The following is a 20,275-nucleotide window of genomic DNA, read 5'->3' as shown; positions in this document are numbered from 1 at the left end:
ACTAATACAAAAATAAAATATGATGTTTAAGTTGTTTTATCTTGAGTGTTATCGATAGTTTTCCTTGCGGAAACGATCAGTCCAAAAAAAAACCGCGCCCCCCGAAGGAGCGCGGTTTCGATGGCATCGGTCGCAATGCGACCGATCGGGTCGCTCAGAACTCTGCCCAGTCCGATTCGTTGGACGACGCCGACGCCACCGCAGCGCGTGCGGCCGGCCTGGCGGCAGCTTGCCTGGGTTTGGTCGCCGGCGTGCTCGGCGCGGCGGGCTGCTTGGCAGCGATCTGGCGCACCACCGGCGTGGGCCGCGTCACCGCTTCCAGTTCTGCCGACAGGCGGAACAGCGCCACCGCTTCGGTCAATTGCTGGGCCTGATCTTCCATCGAGCGTGCGGCGGCAGTGGCCTCTTCCACAAGCGCTGCGTTTTGCTGGGTGGCTTCGTCCATGTGGGTGACGGTCTGGTTGACCTGCTCGATGCCGGCCGACTGTTCCTGCGAGGCGGCGGAGATCTCGCTCATGATGTCGGTGACGCGCTGCACCGAGGACACGATCTCGCTCATGGTGGTGCCGGCCTGATGCACCAATGCCGAGCCTTCGGCCACCTTGCTGACCGAGTCGTCGATCAGGCTCTTGATTTCCTTGGCTGCGCCGGCCGAACGCTGTGCCAGCGTGCGCACTTCCGAGGCAACCACCGCAAAACCACGGCCTTGCTCGCCGGCACGTGCGGCTTCCACCGCTGCATTCAATGCCAGGATATTGGTCTGGAACGCGATGCCGTCGATGACGCTGATGATTTCGGCGATCTTCTTGGACGAGGTCTCGATGCCGGACATGGTGGTGACCACCTGGCCGACCACGCTGCCGCCATGCGATGCCACACCAGCGGCACCGATCGCCAGCTGATTGGCCTGGCGCGCGTGCTCGGCGTTCTGCTTGACGGTGGAGGTGAGTTCTTCCATCGAGGCGGCGGTTTCTTCCAGATTGGCCGCCTGTTGCTCGGTGCGCTGCGACAGATCCTGATTGCCCGCAGCAATCTCGCTGGCGGCAGTATTGATCGCCAGGGTGGAGTGCTTGATGCGGCCGACGATGTCGGTCAGGCGTTGTGTGGTGGCATTGGCATCGTCACGCAGACGCGCGAACACGCCGTGGAATTGCCCATCCATGCGTGCGGTCAGGTCGCCTTCGGCCACCGCACCGAGCAACTGCGACAGCTTGCCCAGGTTGCGATCGCTGACTTCCATCATCGAATTCAGATCGGCCACCATCACCGCGAAGTCGTACTTGAAGCGTGCCGCGTCGCCGCGTGCACTGAAGTCGCCCGCCGCTGCGGCCTGCGCCAACTGCTTGATCTCGGTATTGATCGACTGCAGGCTGGCCTTGGCCGCATCCATCGCTTCGTGCAGGATCGCGCGGCTGGCCGGCAGACGGCGTGCGTCCTGGGTCAGGTCGCCCTGTGCGTACTGGTTGAGGATGCGCACCGAATCGGTGATGGCGTCCAGATGCTCGAAGATCATCGTGTTGATGCCGCCAGCCAGCGTGCCGTACACGCCGGGAAAATCTTCCGGCATGCGGTGGGTGATGTCTTCGGCCGCATGCAGATGCGACATGCGCGCGGTCTCGTCGGAGAAGCGGCGCAGCATCTGGGTCATGCGACCGGTGGCGTCGAGCATCTGGCCGATTTCATCCTGGCTGGTCTTGCCGACCTGCACGCTCAGATCGCCGCGCGACACTGCCTGGATGGCGCCCAATGCCTTGGACAGCGGATTGGTGATGCTGCGCGCGATCAACCAGCCGAAGGTGACCGATAGAGCGGCCATCAGCAGCGTGCCGATCAACAGCACCGCGCTGGTCATCTTGAACGAGGCGCTGCTGGCGGTCACCATATTGGCCAGTTCGGCGGACTGCTCGGCATACATCTTGTCGATGGTCTGGAACAGCACCTTGCGGATGTCGCCGGATTGCTTGTTCGCACGCACCGCGGCCGCGTAGTCGGGGTCTTTGTAGAGCGCACGCAAGGCCTTGTTGGCTTCGAAATAGCTCGCGCTTTCTTTGGCGAGCTTGTCGTAGCCGGCCTTCAGCGGCGAGCCGGCACCGATCTTGGCTTCCAGCGCCTTCTGCGTCTGCGCGTATTTGCCCTGGATCTCGTCCATGCGGGTCAGGAAGTAGTCGTAGCGCTCCTGGTCCTGCAGATTGACGAACTGGCCCGACTCGTAGATACGGAATTCGCCGCCGAATGCGCGCAGCTCCGAGAGCCTGCTCAGCACCGGAACCACATCTTCGTTGATCAGCACAGCCTGCTGCTGCATCTGTTTCATGCGCGAGAAGCCGAGCCCGCCAAGCACGGCAGTGAGGACGGCACTGAGGCAGAACGCAAACATCAGTTTGCGGCGAATCGGCCAATCGTTGAATTTGTTCATGCTGTAACTCCGGGGCGTAGCATTGCGCTGTTGTCATGCACGCTAGCGGCCCGAAGCGATGATTCTTTATCTCTGAAGGATGAACCGGGCCGTTCCAGGTCCGGGCTATATGCGCGGTTTACCTGGAAAACACGAAGATCGTCCACTATCGTTCGCCCAACGACAGCATCCAAAGCCGTCGTTGCGGCGCTGCAGATACCGCTTAAAAGTCCTGCCACTGGCTATCGTTACCGGGCGCGACCGTGGGTGCGATGGCCGCTGCACGGCGTGTGGAGACTGCCGGTTTGGGCGCGATGGACGTCGGCCTGGCCGGGCCTGCCAACGCGGCGACACGGGGCGCATCGGCAAGCGTGAAGCGTGCGACCGCCTGCGCCAGTTGTCCGGCCTGATCTTCCATCGTGCGTGCTGCCGCCGTGGCTTCCTCCACCAACGCGGCGTTCTGCTGGGTGGCCTCATCCATCTGGGTGATGGTGCGATTGACCTGCTCGATGCCGGACGATTGTTCCTGCGAGGCCGCCGCAATCTCGCCCATGATGTCGGTCACGCGCTGCACGCTGGCGACGATGTCGGCCATGGTGGTGCCCGCCTGGTGGACCAGCTGCGAGCCCTCGGCGACCTTGCCGACCGAATCGTCGATGAGATGCTTGATCTCCTTCGCCGCAGCGGCCGAGCGCTGCGCCAGGGTACGCACTTCCGAGGCCACCACGGCAAAGCCGCGGCCTTGCTCGCCGGCACGCGCCGCTTCCACCGCTGCGTTCAAGGCCAGGATATTGGTCTGGAAGGCGATGCCGTCGATGACGCTGATGATCTCTGCGATTTTCTTCGATGAGGTTTCGATGCCGGACATGGTGGTGACCACCTGGGCCACCACCGCGCCGCCCTGCGAGGCGACGCCGGCCGCACCGATGGCAAACTGATTGGCCTGACGCGCGCTCTCGGCGTTTTGCTTGACGGTGGAGGTGAGCTCTTCCATCGAGGCGGCGGTTTCTTCGAGATTGGCGGCCTGTTGTTCGGTGCGCTGCGACAGGTCGCTATTGCCGGCGGCGATCTCGCTGGAGGCGGTATGGATGCTGCCGGCGGCCTGCTGGATGCGTCCGATCACCTGCGCCAGCGCTTGTGCGGTGGTATTGGCGTCGTCGCGCATGGTGGCGAATACACCGTGTAAATCGCCGTGCATGCGTGCGCTCAGGTCGCCCTCGGCCAGCGCGCTCAGCAGCCGCGACACCTCGGCGATGCTCACCGCATTGGCGTCGAGCAGGGCATTGAGCTGTTGCGCCAGTTGCAGGAAAAAGCCCTGCTTGCCGCTGCTGTCGATGCGCTTGGACAGGTCGCCTGCCGCAGCGCTGCGCACGACATCGGCCACGTCCAGTTCCACCCGCGCTTCGACGGTGCGGTCGCGCCATTCGCAGACAAAGCCCAGATGCGCGCCGCGCTCGTCGCGGATCGCCGACACGTTTTGCGTAATGCAGGTGGCGCGGTAGCGCACTTCGCGTTGCGCGGCGCCCTGGCGGTCCAGGCGCTGGTAGATTTCCGCGTCCTGCGCGTTACCCACTTCCAGCAGCGAGACCGGTTGCCCGACCAGGTCGGCCGTGCGATTGAACGCCGGTGCGCAGGCCTGGATATCGTCCGCATAGGTGTGCAGCAAGGACTGCAGCGCGGTGTTGCTGTAGATGATGGTCAGGTCCGGGTCGGCGATGTACATGCCGGTGGAGGCGTTATCGAGGGCGGTGCGGATGCGCAGGTTTTCTGCGGCGATGCTGCGCTCGCGCTCCAGGCGTTCGCGCAGGTCGCGCTGCATGCGCGACAGTGCCGCCATCAGGCTGTGCGCGTGTTTTGCGGCAACCGGGATCGGCTGGTCCAGGCGGCCTTGCGCAATGTGCTGTGCAGCGGCCATGGCCAGTTGCGGTTCGCCGCCAAGCAGGCCGAACACCGAACGCAGGATCCAGCCGGCGGCCAGCGCCAGGCAGACGAATGCAAGCACGACGGCGCCGCCTTGCTGCCACATCACACGGTGGCTGTATTGCTCGGCCTGGCTGCGGTTGGCCTCGTTCAAGGACAGGATGCGCTCGCTGATCGTCCCCATGCGGGTTTCGAGCTGGCCGAACTTGTCGGTGAAGTCGCGGTACGCCGCAGCGCTGTCGGCATGCGTTTCGGCCAGCGCCATGACCTGCTCGGCAGAGGCGATGTAGGCCTGCAACGTGGGCGCCACCGCTTCCAGCTCGCTGCGCAATGCAGGGTCCAGCGGGAGCTTGCGGTTGGCTTGCACCGCCTCGCGGAATTCGCCGGCATGTTCGCCCAGCGATGCGCGCGCGGCGGCGATGCCGGCGTCGTCCTGGCGCGATGCGGCGAGCAGCCCGGCAGTGACGTCGCCGCGCAAGGCGTCGTGCATCATGTCGGCCTGCATGTGGTTGCGCAGTGCATCGGAGGAGATGACCTGCGCGGTGATGGCATCCAGCAGCCCGCGCTGACCGTTGTAGCCGACACCGCCCAGGGCGAGCAGCGCCAACGCGGCGACCAGCACCAGCACGCCCAACATATGCATGATCTTCATTGCGCAGCCCGTATCAGAAGCGGAAAGACAGACCGACGCCGACGGCGTGGTCGGGCGAGCGGTCGTTGAGGCCGCGGCTGTACACCGCATCCAGTTGCACGTCGTTGCTGAGCAGCCAGGCCGAGCCGACATCGAGCAGGGCCACGCTGCCGCCATCGTCGCTCTTGGCGATCTGCGGCAATGCCACTTCGACGAAGGAGCGCACGCGGTCGTTCCAGGCTTTGCCGAGCACCGCGCCCAGGATGCCTGCGGTGTAGCGATGTCCGTCGCCGTCGTCGTCCCAGATCACCCCGGGCATCACGCCGGCAGAGATGCTGTCGCTGAGCTCCCATTCGGCCACCAGCCGGAACGAGGGGCGTGCACCGTGGCCGCGCAGGGCCTGTGCGCCGCTGGGCAGATCCACGTGCAGCAGCCAGGCCAGCGAGGTCTTGCCACTGTCGGAGCTGGCCAGATGGTGCTTGATGCCGAGCGAGACGTCGGACATGCCGCTGACGCTGGATTCGCCCGGCAGGTCGATGTGTTGCCAGCCATCGGTTTCCAGCCGCAGTTCCCAGGTCTGGCCGAGCCCGTAGCGGAACAGCGTCGGCGTGGAATACCCGTCGACCGACGCATCGCGCTCCCACGCGGCGCTGGTTTCCACCTGTAGCCGCTGGTGGCCGACGGTAAGGCTGGACTCGACGAAGTCGGGGCGATCGGTGGCGATGGGGTCTTCGGCGCAGGCATGGCCAGCGACGCACAACAGCGCAAGACAGCTGGCGAGAACGGACGACTTCATGGCAACCCCTGCAATGATCGAATCTCGGACGCATGCGGCTGCGCGTGCGGTGGGCACCTGCGCGCATGCGGTGGTTGAGCGGCTGTTGCGGTGGGGCACAGGCAGCCGTTGTCACCCTGGCTAACGGCAACGCCAGATAAATCTTTAAGCATTGCCGATGGGTGGAGCAGTCAAGGGGCAGGGCGCGCATGCAGTGCAGGAGCGATAGCTAGACTTGCGTCTGCGTGGCGCCCAGTGTCCGTGCGTGCGTGTTGTCGTTGCAGCGGATCGGTGTCGCAGGCTGGAGCGTCCGCAGGACGTCGCGAGCAGGCACCAGGTGCATGCCCGCACGGCGCGCGCCAGCTGCGACGATCAGGATCGACTGCAGGCAAGACGGCGCCTGGCACAGGCGCCGTCACTGCATCACGCGTGGATCAGAAATCCTGCCACTGGCTGTCGTTGCCGGCAGTGTTGCCCGATGGCTTGACCGAATGGCGCGCAGGTGCGGCGATGCGCGTGCTGCCGGCGGGTGCGCGCCTGGACGAGGGCAGCGCACGGACGAGCGGCTTGGTTGCAGGCGCTGCGCTTGCCGGTGCAGCCGGATGGCTGAGTTTGAACACGGCGACCGCCTCGGTGAGCTGGCCGGCCTGTTCTTCCATCGCGCGCGCGGCAGCGGTGGCTTCTTCCACCAGCGCGGCGTTCTGCTGGGTGGCCTCGTCCATCTGGGTGACGGTGAGGTTGACCTGCTCGATACCGGCTGATTGCTCCTGCGACGCAGCGGAGATCTCGCCCATGATGTCGGTGACGCGCTGTACGCTGGCAACGATCTCGCTCATGGTGGTGCCGGCTTGATGCACCAGCGACGAGCCTTGCGCCACCTTGCTGACCGAGTCGTCGATCAGGTGCTTGATCTCCTTGGCCGCACCGGCAGACCGTTGCGCCAGGGTGCGCACCTCCGAGGCCACCACCGCAAAACCGCGGCCTTGCTCGCCGGCACGTGCGGCTTCCACTGCGGCGTTCAACGCCAGGATGTTGGTCTGGAAGGCGATGCCGTCGATGACGCTGATGATTTCGGCGATCTTCTTGGACGAGGTCTCGATGCCGGACATGGTGGTGACGACCTGGGCCACCACCGCGCCGCCATGCGAGGCGACATCGGCAGCGCCGATCGCCAGCTGGTTGGCCTGGCGCGCGTGTTCGGCGTTTTGCTTGACGGTTGACGTGAGTTCTTCCATCGAAGCGGCGGTTTCTTCCAGATTGGCCGCCTGTTGTTCGGTGCGCTGCGACAGGTCGTTGTTGCCCGCAGCGATCTCGCTGGCAGCCGCATTGATCTGGGTGGCCGAGGTCTGGATACCGGAGACAATGCCGGTGAGCTGCGCCACGGTGGCGTTGGCGTCGTCGCGCATGCGTGCGAACACGCCGGCGAACTGCCCATTCATGCGCACGCTGAGGTCGCCTTCGGCCAGCGCGCTGAGCAGGCTGGAAATACGCTCCAGGCCTTGCGAGGTGGTTTCCAGCAATCCGTTGAGCTGGCGGCCGAACTCCAGATAGAACCCGTGTTTGTCGTCCAGCGCCAGCCGCTGGCTGAAGTCGCCCATCAACGCCGATTGCACCAGTGCGGCCACTTCCTTCTGCGTGCTGACTTCGGCACTGACATTGCGCCACAGCAGCATGCTGCCGCTGCGACGACCATCGGCCGCGTACAGCGGGGTCATGGTCAGATCCAGGGTCACCGGACCGAAGGCGTAGCGCTCCAGCGTGGTGGACTGCAATTGCTGCAGCCGCTGCATGCGCGCCTTGCCGTCGCTATCGGTACCGAACACGTAGTCCAGCGGCCTGCCGACCACCGCATCGGCACTGAAGCCGGCCTGGCCCTTGGCATGGAAAGCGGGTTCGCCGTGCTTGAGCGAGGTGTGCAGCGCTTCGGTGACGAACACTGCGTTGTGCTGTTCGTCGGCCAGCAACACCTCCATCTCGGAGTGTTCCAGCGCGGTGCGGATGCGCAGGTTTTCGTTGGCGATGGCGGTGTCGCGGTCGATCCGCGCACGCAGGTCATCCTGCATGCGCTGCATGGCGCCCATCAGCCGGCCAACTTCGTCCCGACGTTGCACGGTGATGTGGTTATCGAGCTTGCCCGACGCGATCGCATCGGCCACGCCGACCGCCGATTCCAGCGGGCGCACCACCTGGCGACGCAGCAGCAGGAACAACGCACCGCTGAGCACCACCGCCGAGGCCAGGCCCACCAACAGGATCGTCCACAGCAAGCGATGCGCCTGCTGCATGATGGCCGCATACGGCACCACCACGCCCAGCGCAAACCGCTCCTGCGCCTTGCCGATCTGCAGGGGCACATACGCACTCACCATGCCGTTGGCATCGGGACTGAAATCCACCGAATCCTTGCCGGCCTTGATCGCTTCGAGCATGGCGCGGTGGCGCGCGTCGGTGACCGGCTTGCCGATGCGTGCGCTATCGCGCGATGACAGCACCACCCCGGCGGGCGACAGCAGTTCGACATATCCGCTGTCCATCGGACGCAGCGCACCCAGGCGCTGCTGCAGGGCTGCCAATGCCACGTCCACCGTCACCGCGCCCAGATACTTGCCGTCCTGCAGGATCGGGGTGGACAAGGTGGTCATCAGCACGGTCTTGCCGCCGATCTTGTAGTCGTAGGGTTCGGCAACGGTTTGCCGCAGCAGCGCGCGCGGCTTGAGATTCCAGTCGCCAAGGCCGGGAGTTTCGTAATCGGTGAGCGGCTCGCGCACCAGCGTCTGGCCGTCGCGTCCCCAGTACGTCATGAAGCGGCCGCTGGCATCGTGGCCCTTGGCGTTGGCGAAGTCGCTGTCCTTGCCATCGAAGGCCTGCGTCTCCCACAGCGTGCCCATGCCGACCCACTCGGGATGATCCTGCAACTGGTCGTGGATCACCGCAGCGGCGGTATCGCGGCTGATGCCGCCGTTGGCGCGTTGCACCAGCAAGCTGGTGGCCAGCGACTGACCGGTGGTCAGTGCCTGCCCAAGTTCGCTGCCGATCTGCTCGGCCTGGTAGCGCGCGGCATTCTGCATCGTGGCCTGGGCAGAGGTGCTCAGCGCACCGCTGCTCTGCCAATAGGTGATGGCCGCGGTCAATCCGAAGCACAGCGAGGCGATGACCGCGGTGCCGAACATCAGCCGGTACGCAAGGCGGCCGCCGAAACGTGAGTGCGAGGGGAGCGAGGTCATGGACATGGCTGCAAAGGGAAGGGAGGAGCCCGCTGAAGCGGGGCAGTGCAGGTAGAACGACCAACACACTCACCAGGCGGCGGTGAGCCAGGTGCGGGCGGCATGGGCCACCCGCGCACTGCATCCGTGAGCACCGTGGCGGCCTTGCGACCGCACGGTAGTGTGGTGAGCCGCGCTCAGTAGGCGGCCATTGCAACGCGCTTGGGCGCGCGTGCGCCTGCACTGCCGAGCTGTGCGGGCGATGCGGCCACCACCCGGAAGATCGACACCGCATCGTCCAGTTGCTGCGCCTGCTGCTGCATCGCGTTGGCGGCAGCGGTGGCTTCTTCCACCAGCGCGGCGTTCTGCTGGGTACTCTCGTCCATCTGGGTGACGGTGAGATTGACCTGCTCGATGCCGGCCGACTGTTCCTGCGAGGCGGCGGAGATCTCGCTCATGATGTCGGTGACGCGCTGCACCGAGGACACGATGTCGGCCATGGTCTTGCCGGCCTGATCCACCAAGGCCGACCCCTGCGCCACCTTGCCGACCGAGTCGTCGATCAGGTGCTTGATCTCCTTGGCCGCACCGGCCGACCGCTGCGCCAGCGTACGCACTTCCGAGGCGACCACTGCAAAACCGCGGCCCTGCTCGCCGGCGCGTGCCGCTTCCACCGCGGCATTCAAGGCCAGGATGTTGGTCTGGAAGGCGATGCCGTCGATGACGGAAATGATCTCGGCGATCTTCCTGGACGAGGTCTGGATGCCGGACATGGTATCCACCACCTGGCTCACGACCTGGCCGCCCTGCGAGGCGACGCTGGCGGCGCCGATCGCCAACTGGTTGGCCTGACGCGCGCTCTCGGCGTTCTGTTTGACGGTGGAGGTGAGCTCTTCCATCGAGGCGGCGGTTTCTTCCAGATTGGCCGCCTGTTGTTCGGTGCGCTGCGACAGATCGTTGTTGCCGGCGGCGATTTCGCTGGCCGAGCCGGTGATGGAACCGGCCGCCTGCTGGATACGCCCGACGATGCCGGCCAGCTGCGTGGCCGTGGTGTTGGCATCGTCACGCATGCGTGCGAACACGCCATGGAATTGCCCGTCCATGCGTGCAGTCAGGTCGCCTTCGGCCAGTGCCGCCAGCAGCTCGGACAGCTTGCCCAGATTGCGGTCGCTGACCTCCATCATCGCGTTGAGATCGTTGATCATGCGTGCCGAATCGTGCTTGAAGCGCGCGGCATCGCCACGCTGGCTGAAGTCGCCATTGGCCGCCGCCTGCGCCAGGCGCTTGATCTCGGTGTTGATGGCCAGCAGGCTGGCCTTGGCCGCATCCATCGCTTCGTGAAGCACCGCCCGGGTGCCGGGCAGGCGCACCGCATCGCGCGACAGGTCGCCCTGGGCGTATTCGTTGAGGATGCCGATGGCATCGACGATGGCGTCCAGGTGCTCGAAGATCATGGTGTTGATGCCGGTGGCCAATTCGCCATAGACACCGGGGAAATCGTTCGGCATGCGGTGGGTGACGTCCTCGCCGGCATGCATGTGCATCATCACCTTGGTCTGCGCGGAGAAGCGCTCCAGGGTGTGCACCATCTCGTCGGTGGCCTTGAGCATCTGGCCGATTTCATCGTTGCCATGCTCGGCAGTGCGCACGCTCAGATCGCCACGTGCCACGCCCTTGATCGCCGCCAGGGCGCGCGCCACCGGCTCCAGGATCGAGTTGCCGATCAGCCAACCGACCAACAGGTTGATCAGCACCAGCACGCCGCCGGCCAGGGTCACCACGCCGGTGAACGCCAGCGCCTGCGACTGGGTGTCGTCCAGATACACGCCGGTGCCGATCACCCAGCCCCACGGCTTGTACAGCGCCGCGTACGAGGTCTTCTGCACCGGGTCTTTCTGTCCGGGCTTGGCCCAGGTGTAATCGACGTAGCCGCCGCCGGCCTGCGCGGCGGTCACGAATGCCGGGAAGATACGCTTGCCGTCCGGGCTGAGCACGTCGGTCAACGGCTTGCCGTTGAGGTCCGGGCGGGTGGGGTGCATCAGCATCACCGGCGCCTGGTCGGTGACGTAGATGTAGTCCACGCCACCGCGTGCGCGCATGGTCGACAAGGTGGCCAGCGCTCTGCTCTTTGCAGTCGCCACATCCATCTCGCCCTTGTCGGCACGCTCGGCGTAGCCGTTGACCACCGCCATCGCCATTTCGATCTGGCTCTTGAGCCCATCGCGCCGCGTATCGGTGAGATCGACGTACTGCATGCGTGCCGCGACGACGGCCAGGATGATGATGCCCAACGCAACGAGCGCCGTCTGGGCGAAGAATTTGCGTTTCAGCGGCACATTGGCCAACGTCTTTGCGAGCGAGCTCTTGAACGTCATGACAGGTATCCAGCGAGAGGATGGTGACCGGGATAAGTCGAATAGCGACCCGGTAATAGAAATGTTGAGCGTGGCGAGACGTCAGTTGTACTGGCGCCGCGTGCCATGTAACGACGTCCGCAGGCACGCTGTCGCAGGCATCGCCACAGCGCCATCGGCTGACGCCTGCACGCGGTAAACCGGCACGCGGCAGGCTACGCATGAACCGCGAGGCGGATCACGTGAAGCGGCGTGGCGTGTTGCAGGGGGTGTGGCGATGGCCGCACCGCGACCGACCGGCACCGGCTGGAAGGCGCGCCTAGCGCTGCGGCGTCTCGACCTTGGCCACCGATGCCTGCAGGTTCTGCAGCTCGGTCCAGAGCACCTGGTGGGTATCGCCGGGCTGGCCGAGCGAGAACGCTTGCGCCTGGTACAGGTCGCCGGCATGCAGGGCACGATTGGCCAGACGCTGTTGCTCCAGATACTGGCCCAGCCGCTGCTGCACCACTGCAAACTGGCGCGCCTGCTCGCCTTGCGGAGCGCTGGCCTGGAAGTATCCGGCATGCCGGGCGATGCGTTGACGCAGATTGCCCATGCGCTCGTCATAGGCCTGCACACGGGCCGCGTCGTGCGCTGCGGCAAGCTGTGCACGCTGGTCCTCGCGCAATTGCACCAGATCGATCGCCAGCGACTGCAATGCGCTCACCGGCACGCTGTCCAGCAGCACCGACACCGGTGCAGCCGGTGCGGCAAACGAGGGCGGCAACGACACGCTCGCTGCCAGCATGGCCACGGCGAACACGGCGCCCAGCATGTTGCGGGCAGAGCGGATGGAGTTGGCGGTATGCATGCGGACGTCCTTCGACATGGCGCGGGCGCTGGCGCCCTCATTGCCATGTGTATCGGCCGCGGAAGCTTGCGCTTGATCACCTTTCGACCAACGGCGACCCGGGTGGGTGAATCGTTGGCCTGGTGAACCAGCCGGTGATGCCGGCCGATGGCATCCGCACAGCACAACGCCCCGGCGGCTGGCCGGGGCGTCGGGGCGCCGGGAGGCGGACGGAGGACGACTGGCGCGGTGACGCCTAGCGCCACCGGCACCCGAAGCTACCTCCCAGCGGGAGCTGGGAGGTAGCCGTGCGCTTAGAACTCGCGCCAGTTCGCCTGGCTGTCGGCGGTGGTTGCCAGGGCCGGGCGCAAGCCGGGGACGGGCGTGATTGCCGGCTTCGCTTTCGCAGGGCCACGGGGGCGGGGCGACCGCGTCGAGGCGACGCTTGCCAGCCGCTGCGGGGCAGGGCGGGGCGTCGCTGTCGGCTGCGTCGTGCCGGGGTGGATCTTGAAGATCGCCACTGCATCGGACAACTGGCCGGCCTGGTCCTCCATCGCACGCGCTGCAGCGGTGGCTTCTTCCACCAGCGCAGCGTTCTGCTGGGTGGCCTGGTCCATCTGCGTCACGGTGAGGTTGACCTGCTCGATACCGGCCGACTGCTCCTGCGAGGCAGCGGAGATCTCGCCCATGATGTCGGTGACGCGCTGCACGCTGGCCACGATCTCGGTCATGGTGGTGCCGGCCTGGTCCACCAGCAGCGAGCCCTCGGCGACCTTGCCCACCGAGTCGTCGATCAACTCCTTGATCTCCTTCGCTGCGCCGGCCGAGCGTTGCGCCAGGGTGCGCACTTCGCTGGCCACCACCGCAAAGCCGCGGCCCTGATCGCCGGCACGCGCCGCTTCCACCGCCGCGTTCAAGGCCAGGATGTTGGTCTGGAAGGCGATGCCGTCGATGACGCTGATGATGTCGGCGATCTTCTTCGACGAGGCCTGGATATCGGCCATGGTGGCGACGACCTTGCTGACCACCTCGCCACCCTGCGAGGCCACGTTGGCGGCGCCGATGGCGAGCTGGTTGGCCTGGCGTGCGCCTTCGGCGTTCTGCTTGACGGTGGAGGTGAGTTCCTCCATCGAGGCGGCGGTTTCTTCCAGGCTGGCCGCTTGCTGCTCGGTACGCTGCGACAGGTCGTTGTTGCCGGCAGCGATTTCGCCGGCAGCGGTGTTGATTGCGCTGGTGGCCAGCTGGATGCGCCCGACAATGCCGGACAACTGCTCGGTGGTGGCATTGGCGTTGTCGCGCATCTGCGCAAACACGCCATGGAACTGGCCGTGCATGCGCTCGGTCAAGTCGCCGGCAGCAATGGCCTGCAGCACCCCGGACAACGCACCGAGGTTGCCATCGGCGGTGGCCATCAACTGGTTGAGGCTTTCCACCATCGCCAGAAAGTCATGCTGAAACCGCTGCGTATCGCCGCGCACGCTGAAGTCGCCATGCGCGGCGGCCTGCGCCAGCAACTGGATCTGGCCGTTCATCGCCGAGAGGTTGCGCTTGACCGCATCCATGGTGTCGCTGAGCACGGCCTTCTCGCCGGGCAGGCGGTCCATGTCCTGGCTCAGGTCGCCGATGGCGTAGCGCGACATGATCTGCGCCAGCTTCATCTTCACTTCGATATGCGATGCGACCAGCGCATTGGTGTCGCGCACCATGCTGCCGTATTCGCCAGGAAACGCGGCCTGATCCATGCGGAAGCTGATCTGGCCGGCGTCGTGCCGGCGTGCCATGTCCTGCTGCGCGGCGGCCACCGCCTTGAGCTGATCCTGCATGCCGCGCATGCTGGTCAGCAACTGGCCAGGCTCGTCGCCCGGCTGCGGGCCGATCGGGTTATCGAGCTTGCCGTGCGCGATCGCCTCGGCCACCTGCGTGGCCTGTTTCAGCGGGCGTACCAGGCTGCGCGAAATCAGCCACGCCAGTGCAGCGGCCAGGCCGGCCGACAACAGACCGAAAGCGATCAGGGCGCGATTGGCCAGCGCCACGCTGCTCAGGATCGTGTCCGCACCAGCGGCGTTCTGCCGGTTCTGCAATTCCACCGCGGCGGCGATCGCCTTGGAACGTCGTTGCAGCAAGGGCTGCGCCTGGCCGTTCAACAGCTGCTTGGCGCCGTCGAGATCGCCATCGCGCACCATGCCGAGCAGACGGTTGTTGGTGGCACGGGCCGCGGTGAGGCTGTCCTGGATGGCCTGGCGCGCGCGCATGCCGTCGGCGTTGGTTGGCAGCTGCTGCAGCGCGGCCCAGAGTTGTGCGTAATGCGCGCGGTTGTCCTTGAGCTGGGCATCGACGGCGGACCGTTGTTGCGGGGTGGCCAGCATGAAGTCGCGCAGGTAGCGTTCGCCGAGCATGTTGCTTTCGCGCATCTGGTTGAGCAGCGCAGCCTTACGGTTGTTGACCTCGATGATGATCGAGACCTGCTGTTTGACGGTCTTGAATTCGTACAGCGCCAGGGTGGTGGAGCCGGCCAACAAAACGATCAGCAACGCGAATGCCAACGCCAGGCGTCGCCCGACGGTCAGGGAGTGCAGGAATGTCATGGTGTTCTCTAGGGGAGGGTGGGAAAGAGGTACACCGGTAGCGTTCGCTCGGCGGGTTTCTTGAGCCTTTCGCCCTTGCCTTGCACGCTTGCGTTCAGCGCGATCGGCGCAACCACGCTGGGTTGGCGCGATGCGCGTTGCGGCTGGCCGGTGCAACCGGATGACATAGGCGGGCTGGTTTGCAGGCCATTCCCCGGCGTGGATTGCGATCGACGCCGGGAGGCTCTGTGCTGCGGAGTGGCCAGGACGACAAACGCGTGCCGCCACTCTGGAGGCGCGCAACCACAACCCGCCTCACGCAAACGCACAAGCCCCGGCATCGCTGCCAGGGCTTGGGGGTGCAGACCGCGTCACCGCAGCCGATGTTGCGCAGGGCCTCAGAACTCGTGCCAGCTGGTGTCGCTACCGGAAGCGGTTGCCAGTGCAGGGCGTGCCGCGGCTTGCGGCTTGCCCGCCGCAGCCTTGGCGGCAGTGCGCTTGGTCGCAGGCGTCTTGAGCGGCTTGGGCGCTGTCGGGGCGGGGCGCGCCGTTGCCGTCGTCGTTGCTGCGGTGGGCTGCAGTTTGAAGATCGCCACCGCGTCGGACAGCTGGCCGGCCTGGTCCTCCATCGCACGCGCTGCAGCGGTGGCTTCTTCCACCAGCGCAGCGTTCTGCTGGGTGGCTTCGTCCATCTGCGTCACGGTGAGGTTGACCTGCTCGATGCCGGCCGACTGCTCCTGAGACGCCGCAGAAATCTCGCCCATGATGTCGGTGACCCGCTTCACGCTGGCCACGATCTCGGCCATGGTCTTGCCGGCCTGGTCCACCAGCAGCGAGCCTTCGGCCACCTTGCCGACCGAGTCGTCGATCAGGTGCTTGATCTCTTTTGCGGCACCGGCCGAGCGCTGCGCCAGCGTGCGCACTTCCGAGGCCACCACCGCAAAGCCGCGGCCTTGCTCGCCGGCACGTGCGGCTTCCACTGCGGCGTTCAAGGCCAGGATATTGGTCTGGAAGGCGATGCCGTCGATGACCGAGATGATCTCGGCGATCTTCTTGGATGAGACCTCGATGCCGGACATGGTGGTGACCACCTGCGACACCACTGCGCCGCCCTGCGAGGCCACATTGGCCGCGCCGATGGCGAGCTGATTGGCCTGGCGCGCATGCTCGGCATTCTGCTTGACGGTGGAGGTCAGTTCTTCCATCGAGGCGGCGGTTTCCTCCAGATTGGCCGCCTGCTGCTCGGTACGCTGCGACAGGTCCTGGTTGCCGGCGGCGATCTCGCTGGCCGCCGAATTGATCGAGGTGGTGGCGTGCTGGATACGCCCGACAATACTGGACAGCTGTTCGGTGGTGGCGTTGGCGTCGTCGCGCATCTGTGCGAACACGCCATGGAACTGGCCGTGCATGCGCTCGCTCAGATCGCCGGCCGCAATGGCCTGCAATACCTTCGACAGGGAGGCAAGGTTGGCATCGGCGGTGGCCATCAGTTGATTGAGGCTGTCCACCATGGCGTGGAAGTCGTACTGGAAGCGCTGCGCATCGCCGCGCACGCTGAAGTCGCCATTGGCCGCGGCCTGCGCCAGCGTCTTGATCTCGCTGTTCATCGCCGAGAGATTGCGCTTGACCGTGTCCATGGTGTCGCTGAGCACGGCCTTCTCGCCGGGCAGGCGATCCATGTCCTGGCTCATGTCGCCGATCGCATAGCGCGACATGATCTGGGCCAGCTTCAGCTTTACCGCGATATGCGAGCCGACCAGGCTGTTGGTGTCGTGCACCATGGTGCCGTACTCGCCCGGAAACGCGGTCTGATCCATGCGGTAGCTGATTTCGCCGGCATCGTGGCGCTGGGCCATTTCCGACTGCGCCGCGAGCACGGCCTGCAGTTGTCGCTGCATGCCTTGCATGCTCTGCAGCAGCTGCCCGGCCTCGTCGCGGCTATCGACATGGATGGCGTTATCCAGCTTGCCTTGCGCGATGGCGCCGGCCACCCGCGTCGCGCGGCCCAGCGGGCCGGCGATGCTGCGTGCGATGAACCAGCCTGCGAAAGCGGCCAGCAGTACCGCCGAGCTCATTGCCGCGATCATCACCTGCACCGAGCGCTGGTAAGTCGCTTCGGCCTTTGCGATTTCGCTGTCCATGTGTGCGCTGTTGAACTTGGTCAGCTCGACGAGCTTGGCAAACAGGTCGCGCCGCGCCGGGCGCGATCGTTCGTCGGAGACGGTGTTGGCGGTGACCAGATCGCCGGCGCGCAGGGCGGCGCCGAGTGCTGCATTGGCGTTGTAGTACTCGGCCAGTTTCAGCTTGACCGCGTCGTACAGCTCGGCCTCTTTGCCGGGCGTGGTGGTTTTGGCGTAAGCCTTCTGTGCGACATCGATATCGGCGCGCGCCTTGTCCATGCGCTCGAAATAATTCTGCACCGCCTTCGGATCGTCGGCATGCGCCAGCTGAGCCAGTTCGTAGGTGCGGAATTCGCCGAGCAGGGCACGCATTTCGCTCAACTGCTGCACCGCCGGCGCCCAGACATTGCCGATTTCGCGTAACAGGTGGGCGCTGGATTGCATGCGCACCAGCGCGAACACGCCAAGGCTCAAGGTGATCAGTGCGGTAAACGAAAAGGCGACAGCCAGCTTGCGTGCGACGGCGAGATTGCGGAACCAGTTCATGAGAGTCATCTCTTGAGTGCAGAGATCAATGGGCACCGTGGACGTCCGGAAAGCACGCAGACGTCGAAAACGGTCGTTACGTCAGACATGGCCGAGGGCCAATCCACACCGCGGGTCGTGCCATGCCGCGCGGGTCTGCAAGTACCGGCGGCCCCCAGGCCGCCGGTCAACATCACATCTGAAGCTGTACTGCGCGGCGTCCGTGCCGCAACTGCCGGTGATGCGTCAGGCGGCCTGCGGAACCCGCAGCGAGCGCACCAGTCCACCGATATCCACGATCAGCGACACACGGCCATCGCCCAGGATGGTGGCGCCGGAGACGCCGGGGATGCGCCGATAGTTGTTTTCGATGTTCTTGACCACGACCTGCTGCTGGCCGAGCAGTTCGTCCACTTCCAGCGCGATCTTCTGGCCGTCGCCTTCGACCACCACCACCAGCGGTTCCTGCGAGGATTGCTGCCCGCCGAAGCCGTAGTAATTGGTGAGCGAGAGGATCGGCAGGTACTCGCCGCGCACCCGCAGCACGCGGCCGTCGCCAGCCATCGAGCGGATGTCTTCGGCGGCCGGCTGCAGTGCTTCGAGCACGTAGGCCAGCGGCAGGATCAGGGTTTCGCCGGCCACCGACACGGTCATGCCGTCCAGGATGGCCAGGGTCAGCGGCAGGCGGATCAACACGCGGGTACCGCTGCCGGCGTTGCTTTCCAGCTGCACTTCGCCACCCAGGCCCTGGATGTTGCGGCGGACCACGTCCATGCCCACGCCACGACCGGACAGGTCGGTGACGGCATCGGCGGTGGAGAAGCCCGGCGCGAAGATCAGGTCCCACACCTGCGCATCGGTCGGGTTGTCCGGCACGGCGATGCCGCGTTCGGCGGCTTTTTCCAGGATCTTGGCGCGATTGAGGCCGCGGCCGTCGTCGCTGACTTCGATCACGATGTGACCGCCCTGGTGCGAGGCCGCCAGGGTGATCGTGCCGGTCTCGTCCTTGCCGGCGGCGCGACGCGCATCGGGCATTTCCAGGCCGTGGTCGATCGAGTTGCGCACCAGGTGCACCAACGGATCGGCAATCTTTTCGATCAGGCCCTTGTCCAGCTCCGTGCCTTCGCCGATGGTGCGCAGGCGCACTTGCTTGCCGAGGCGGCTGGACAGGTCGCGCACCAGGCGCGGGAAGCGGCGGAACACCGCATCGACGGGCAGCATGCGCACGCCGATGACCGCTTCCTGCAGATCGCGGGTATTGCGTTCGAGCAGGTCCAGGCCGGCGAACAGCTGTTCGGCGTGCGCCGGGTCCAGGCCGGTGGAGACCTGCTTGAGCATGGCTTGCGTGATCACCAGCTCGCCGACCAGATTGATCAGGGCATCGACCTTGTCGACGCTGACGCGGATCGAGGTTTCCGCTTCTGCGGCGGCGGCCTTGGCCGGTGTCGCAGCGGCGGCGGCAGGTTCGGCAGCAGCGGCAGGTGCCGCAGCGACGGCGACGGGCGCCGCGACAGCGGCTTCCACGGCCAGGCTCGGCGGCGGGCCGGGCACCGCCATCGGGCGGATGTCCAGCTCGCAATCGTCCACTACCCAGGCAAAGGTGTCTTCGATCTTGCTGCGCGGAATCTTGCCGATCAGGCCCAGATCCCACGCCAGATAGGCTTCCAGCGGGTCGATGTTCTCAAAGCCCGGCATGCGCTCCAGGCGTGCGGCAATCTGCAGCGGGCCAAGATGTTCGAGCTCGCGGATGATGCGCAGCGGGTCGTTGCCGCTCATGAACAGCGACGGCGCCGGAGTGAAGCCGATGTGCCAGGCTTCGGGTTCTTCTTCCTTCGGCTTAGCGACCGCCACGGCGGCCGGCGCTTCGCCCGCGAGCACCGCGTTCAAACGGGTGTGCACGGCCTTGACCGCGGCCGGGTCGGCCGGGGTGCCGTGTTCGGCTTCGCGCAGCAGGGCGCGCAGCACGTCGACCGAGCCGAGCATGGCATCGACTGCATTGGGTTCGAGCTGGCGCTTGTTGGAGCGCAACTCGTCCAGCAGCGTCTCCAGCACGTGGGTCAGGCCAGCGACGGCTTCGAACCCGAAAGTGGCTGCGCCACCCTTGATGGAGTGCGCGGCGCGGAACACCGAATTGATGATTTCCGGGTCGCGGTTGCCCTCTTCAAGGGACAGCAGCCCGGCCTCCATCGCGTCGAGCCCTTCACGGCTTTCCTCGAAAAAGGTGGCGTGGAAACGTTGCAGGTCCATGCTCATGGGCGTGAGATCCGATGGTGAAGCGAGTAAGGATTAACCGAGAACTTTCTGCACGGTGGCGATCAGCTGTTCCGGATTGAACGGCTTGACCAGCCACCCGGTGGCACCGGCGGCCTTGCCTTCGGACTTCTTGTCGGCCGCCGATTCGGTGGTCAGCATCAGCATCGGAGTGAACTTGTAGTCCGGCAGCTGGCGCAGCTCGCGGATCAGCGAGATGCCGTCCATGTTGGGCATGTTCACGTCGGTGACCACCGCATTGAAGCGCTGGCCCTTCGCGCGGCCCAGCGCAACGGCGCCGTCTTCGGCTTCTTCGACGGCAAAGCCGGCAGAGGTGAGGGCGAAAGAGACCATCTGGCGCATCGACGCCGAATCGTCCACCACCAAGATACGTGCGCTCATGCGGCGTTCTCCACAGATTTCAGGTTGTCATTGGATGCGGAAAGCCCAAGCGCGTCGGTGACGCCGAGCAGACGTGCCGCATCTCTAAAAGTGTCGTTGCAGCCATCGAATTCGGTATGCAGACCGGCCTGGCGGCGACTCTGCACGAAGGCGCAGAGCAACTGCACACTGGCGGTGTGGATACGCCGGACTTCACCGGCATCAAGCACCAGGTCGCCGTCCTGGGTGAGGAATTCGGCAAGCTTCTGCTTGAGGTCGGCGCTGGTCTCGATGCCGAGATCCTCACCCAATGTCACTGTGCTCATTG

General features: G+C 65.5%; 11 protein-coding genes. All 11 read right to left on the bottom strand.

Annotated elements, in window-relative coordinates; all coding sequences use genetic code 11:
• Positions 1-154: 154 nt before the first annotated feature.
• Positions 155-2,416, bottom strand: coding sequence for a methyl-accepting chemotaxis protein (locus FHY18_RS01635; RefSeq protein WP_259150572.1), 2,262 nt, complete (start codon positions 2,414-2,416; stop codon positions 155-157).
• 202 nt (positions 2,417-2,618) lie between these two features.
• Positions 2,619-4,967 (bottom strand): methyl-accepting chemotaxis protein, encoded by a 2,349-nt coding sequence (locus tag FHY18_RS01630; RefSeq protein WP_259150569.1) that lies wholly within the window; start codon positions 4,965-4,967, stop codon positions 2,619-2,621.
• A gap of 13 nt (positions 4,968-4,980) precedes the next feature.
• Positions 4,981-5,742, bottom strand: coding sequence for a transporter (locus FHY18_RS01625; protein ID WP_259150568.1), 762 nt, complete (start codon positions 5,740-5,742; stop codon positions 4,981-4,983).
• A 413-nt stretch (positions 5,743-6,155) separates the two neighbouring features.
• On the bottom strand, positions 6,156-8,945 hold the full coding sequence (locus tag FHY18_RS01620) for a methyl-accepting chemotaxis protein (protein ID WP_259150566.1): 2,790 nt from the start codon (positions 8,943-8,945) through the stop codon (positions 6,156-6,158).
• A 176-nt stretch (positions 8,946-9,121) separates the two neighbouring features.
• A complete protein-coding gene (locus tag FHY18_RS01615; RefSeq protein ID WP_259150564.1) occupies positions 9,122-11,299 on the bottom strand; it encodes a methyl-accepting chemotaxis protein in 2,178 nt (725 codons plus the stop codon).
• A gap of 298 nt (positions 11,300-11,597) precedes the next feature.
• A complete protein-coding gene (locus tag FHY18_RS01610; RefSeq protein ID WP_259150562.1) occupies positions 11,598-12,128 on the bottom strand; it encodes a hypothetical protein in 531 nt (176 codons plus the stop codon).
• A 293-nt stretch (positions 12,129-12,421) separates the two neighbouring features.
• The gene (locus FHY18_RS01605; RefSeq protein WP_259150560.1) at positions 12,422-14,692 is read right to left on the bottom strand and encodes a methyl-accepting chemotaxis protein; all 2,271 of its coding nucleotides are present in this window, start codon (positions 14,690-14,692) and stop codon (positions 12,422-12,424) included.
• Between the two features lie 377 nt (positions 14,693-15,069).
• Entirely contained in the window at positions 15,070-17,337 is a 2,268-nt protein-coding gene (locus FHY18_RS01600; RefSeq protein WP_276577105.1) for a methyl-accepting chemotaxis protein, read from the bottom strand.
• A 225-nt stretch (positions 17,338-17,562) separates the two neighbouring features.
• Positions 17,563-19,569 (bottom strand): chemotaxis protein CheA, encoded by a 2,007-nt coding sequence (locus tag FHY18_RS01595; protein WP_259150557.1) that lies wholly within the window; start codon positions 19,567-19,569, stop codon positions 17,563-17,565.
• A 33-nt stretch (positions 19,570-19,602) separates the two neighbouring features.
• On the bottom strand, positions 19,603-19,968 hold the full coding sequence (locus FHY18_RS01590; RefSeq protein ID WP_002806565.1) for a response regulator: 366 nt from the start codon (positions 19,966-19,968) through the stop codon (positions 19,603-19,605).
• Positions 19,965-20,273 carry an STAS domain-containing protein gene (locus FHY18_RS01585; protein WP_046964533.1) on the bottom strand — a complete coding sequence of 103 codons (309 nt, stop codon included), beginning with the start codon at positions 20,271-20,273 and terminating at the stop codon, positions 19,965-19,967. Before FHY18_RS01585 ends, FHY18_RS01590 begins: the two co-directional genes overlap by 4 nt.
• Positions 20,274-20,275: the final 2 nt, after the last annotated feature.

The organism is Xanthomonas sp. 3793, from assembly GCF_024806835.1.
GTDB lineage: Bacteria > Pseudomonadota > Gammaproteobacteria > Xanthomonadales > Xanthomonadaceae > Xanthomonas > Xanthomonas arboricola_F.
This window is presented reverse-complemented; position numbering and strand designations above follow the sequence as displayed.

Excerpts from the sequence above, each read along its gene's own strand:
- FHY18_RS01635 (WP_259150572.1), bottom strand. The coding sequence starts at position 2,416 with ATGAACAAATTCAACGATTGGCCGATTCGCCGCAAACTGATGTTTGCG.
- FHY18_RS01605 (WP_259150560.1), bottom strand. The coding sequence starts at position 14,692 with ATGACATTCCTGCACTCCCTGACCGTCGGGCGACGCCTGGCGTTGGCA.
- FHY18_RS01620 (WP_259150566.1), bottom strand. The coding sequence starts at position 8,945 with ATGACCTCGCTCCCCTCGCACTCACGTTTCGGCGGCCGCCTTGCGTAC.
- FHY18_RS01630 (WP_259150569.1), bottom strand. The coding sequence starts at position 4,967 with ATGAAGATCATGCATATGTTGGGCGTGCTGGTGCTGGTCGCCGCGTTG.
- FHY18_RS01595 (WP_259150557.1), bottom strand. The coding sequence starts at position 19,569 with ATGAGCATGGACCTGCAACGTTTCCACGCCACCTTTTTCGAGGAAAGC.
- FHY18_RS01590 (WP_002806565.1), bottom strand. The coding sequence starts at position 19,968 with ATGAGCGCACGTATCTTGGTGGTGGACGATTCGGCGTCGATGCGCCAG.
- FHY18_RS01585 (WP_046964533.1), bottom strand. The coding sequence starts at position 20,273 with ATGAGCACAGTGACATTGGGTGAGGATCTCGGCATCGAGACCAGCGCC.
- FHY18_RS01600 (WP_276577105.1), bottom strand. The coding sequence starts at position 17,337 with ATGAACTGGTTCCGCAATCTCGCCGTCGCACGCAAGCTGGCTGTCGCC.
- FHY18_RS01615 (WP_259150564.1), bottom strand. The coding sequence starts at position 11,299 with ATGACGTTCAAGAGCTCGCTCGCAAAGACGTTGGCCAATGTGCCGCTG.
- FHY18_RS01625 (WP_259150568.1), bottom strand. The coding sequence starts at position 5,742 with ATGAAGTCGTCCGTTCTCGCCAGCTGTCTTGCGCTGTTGTGCGTCGCT.
- FHY18_RS01610 (WP_259150562.1), bottom strand. The coding sequence starts at position 12,128 with ATGCATACCGCCAACTCCATCCGCTCTGCCCGCAACATGCTGGGCGCC.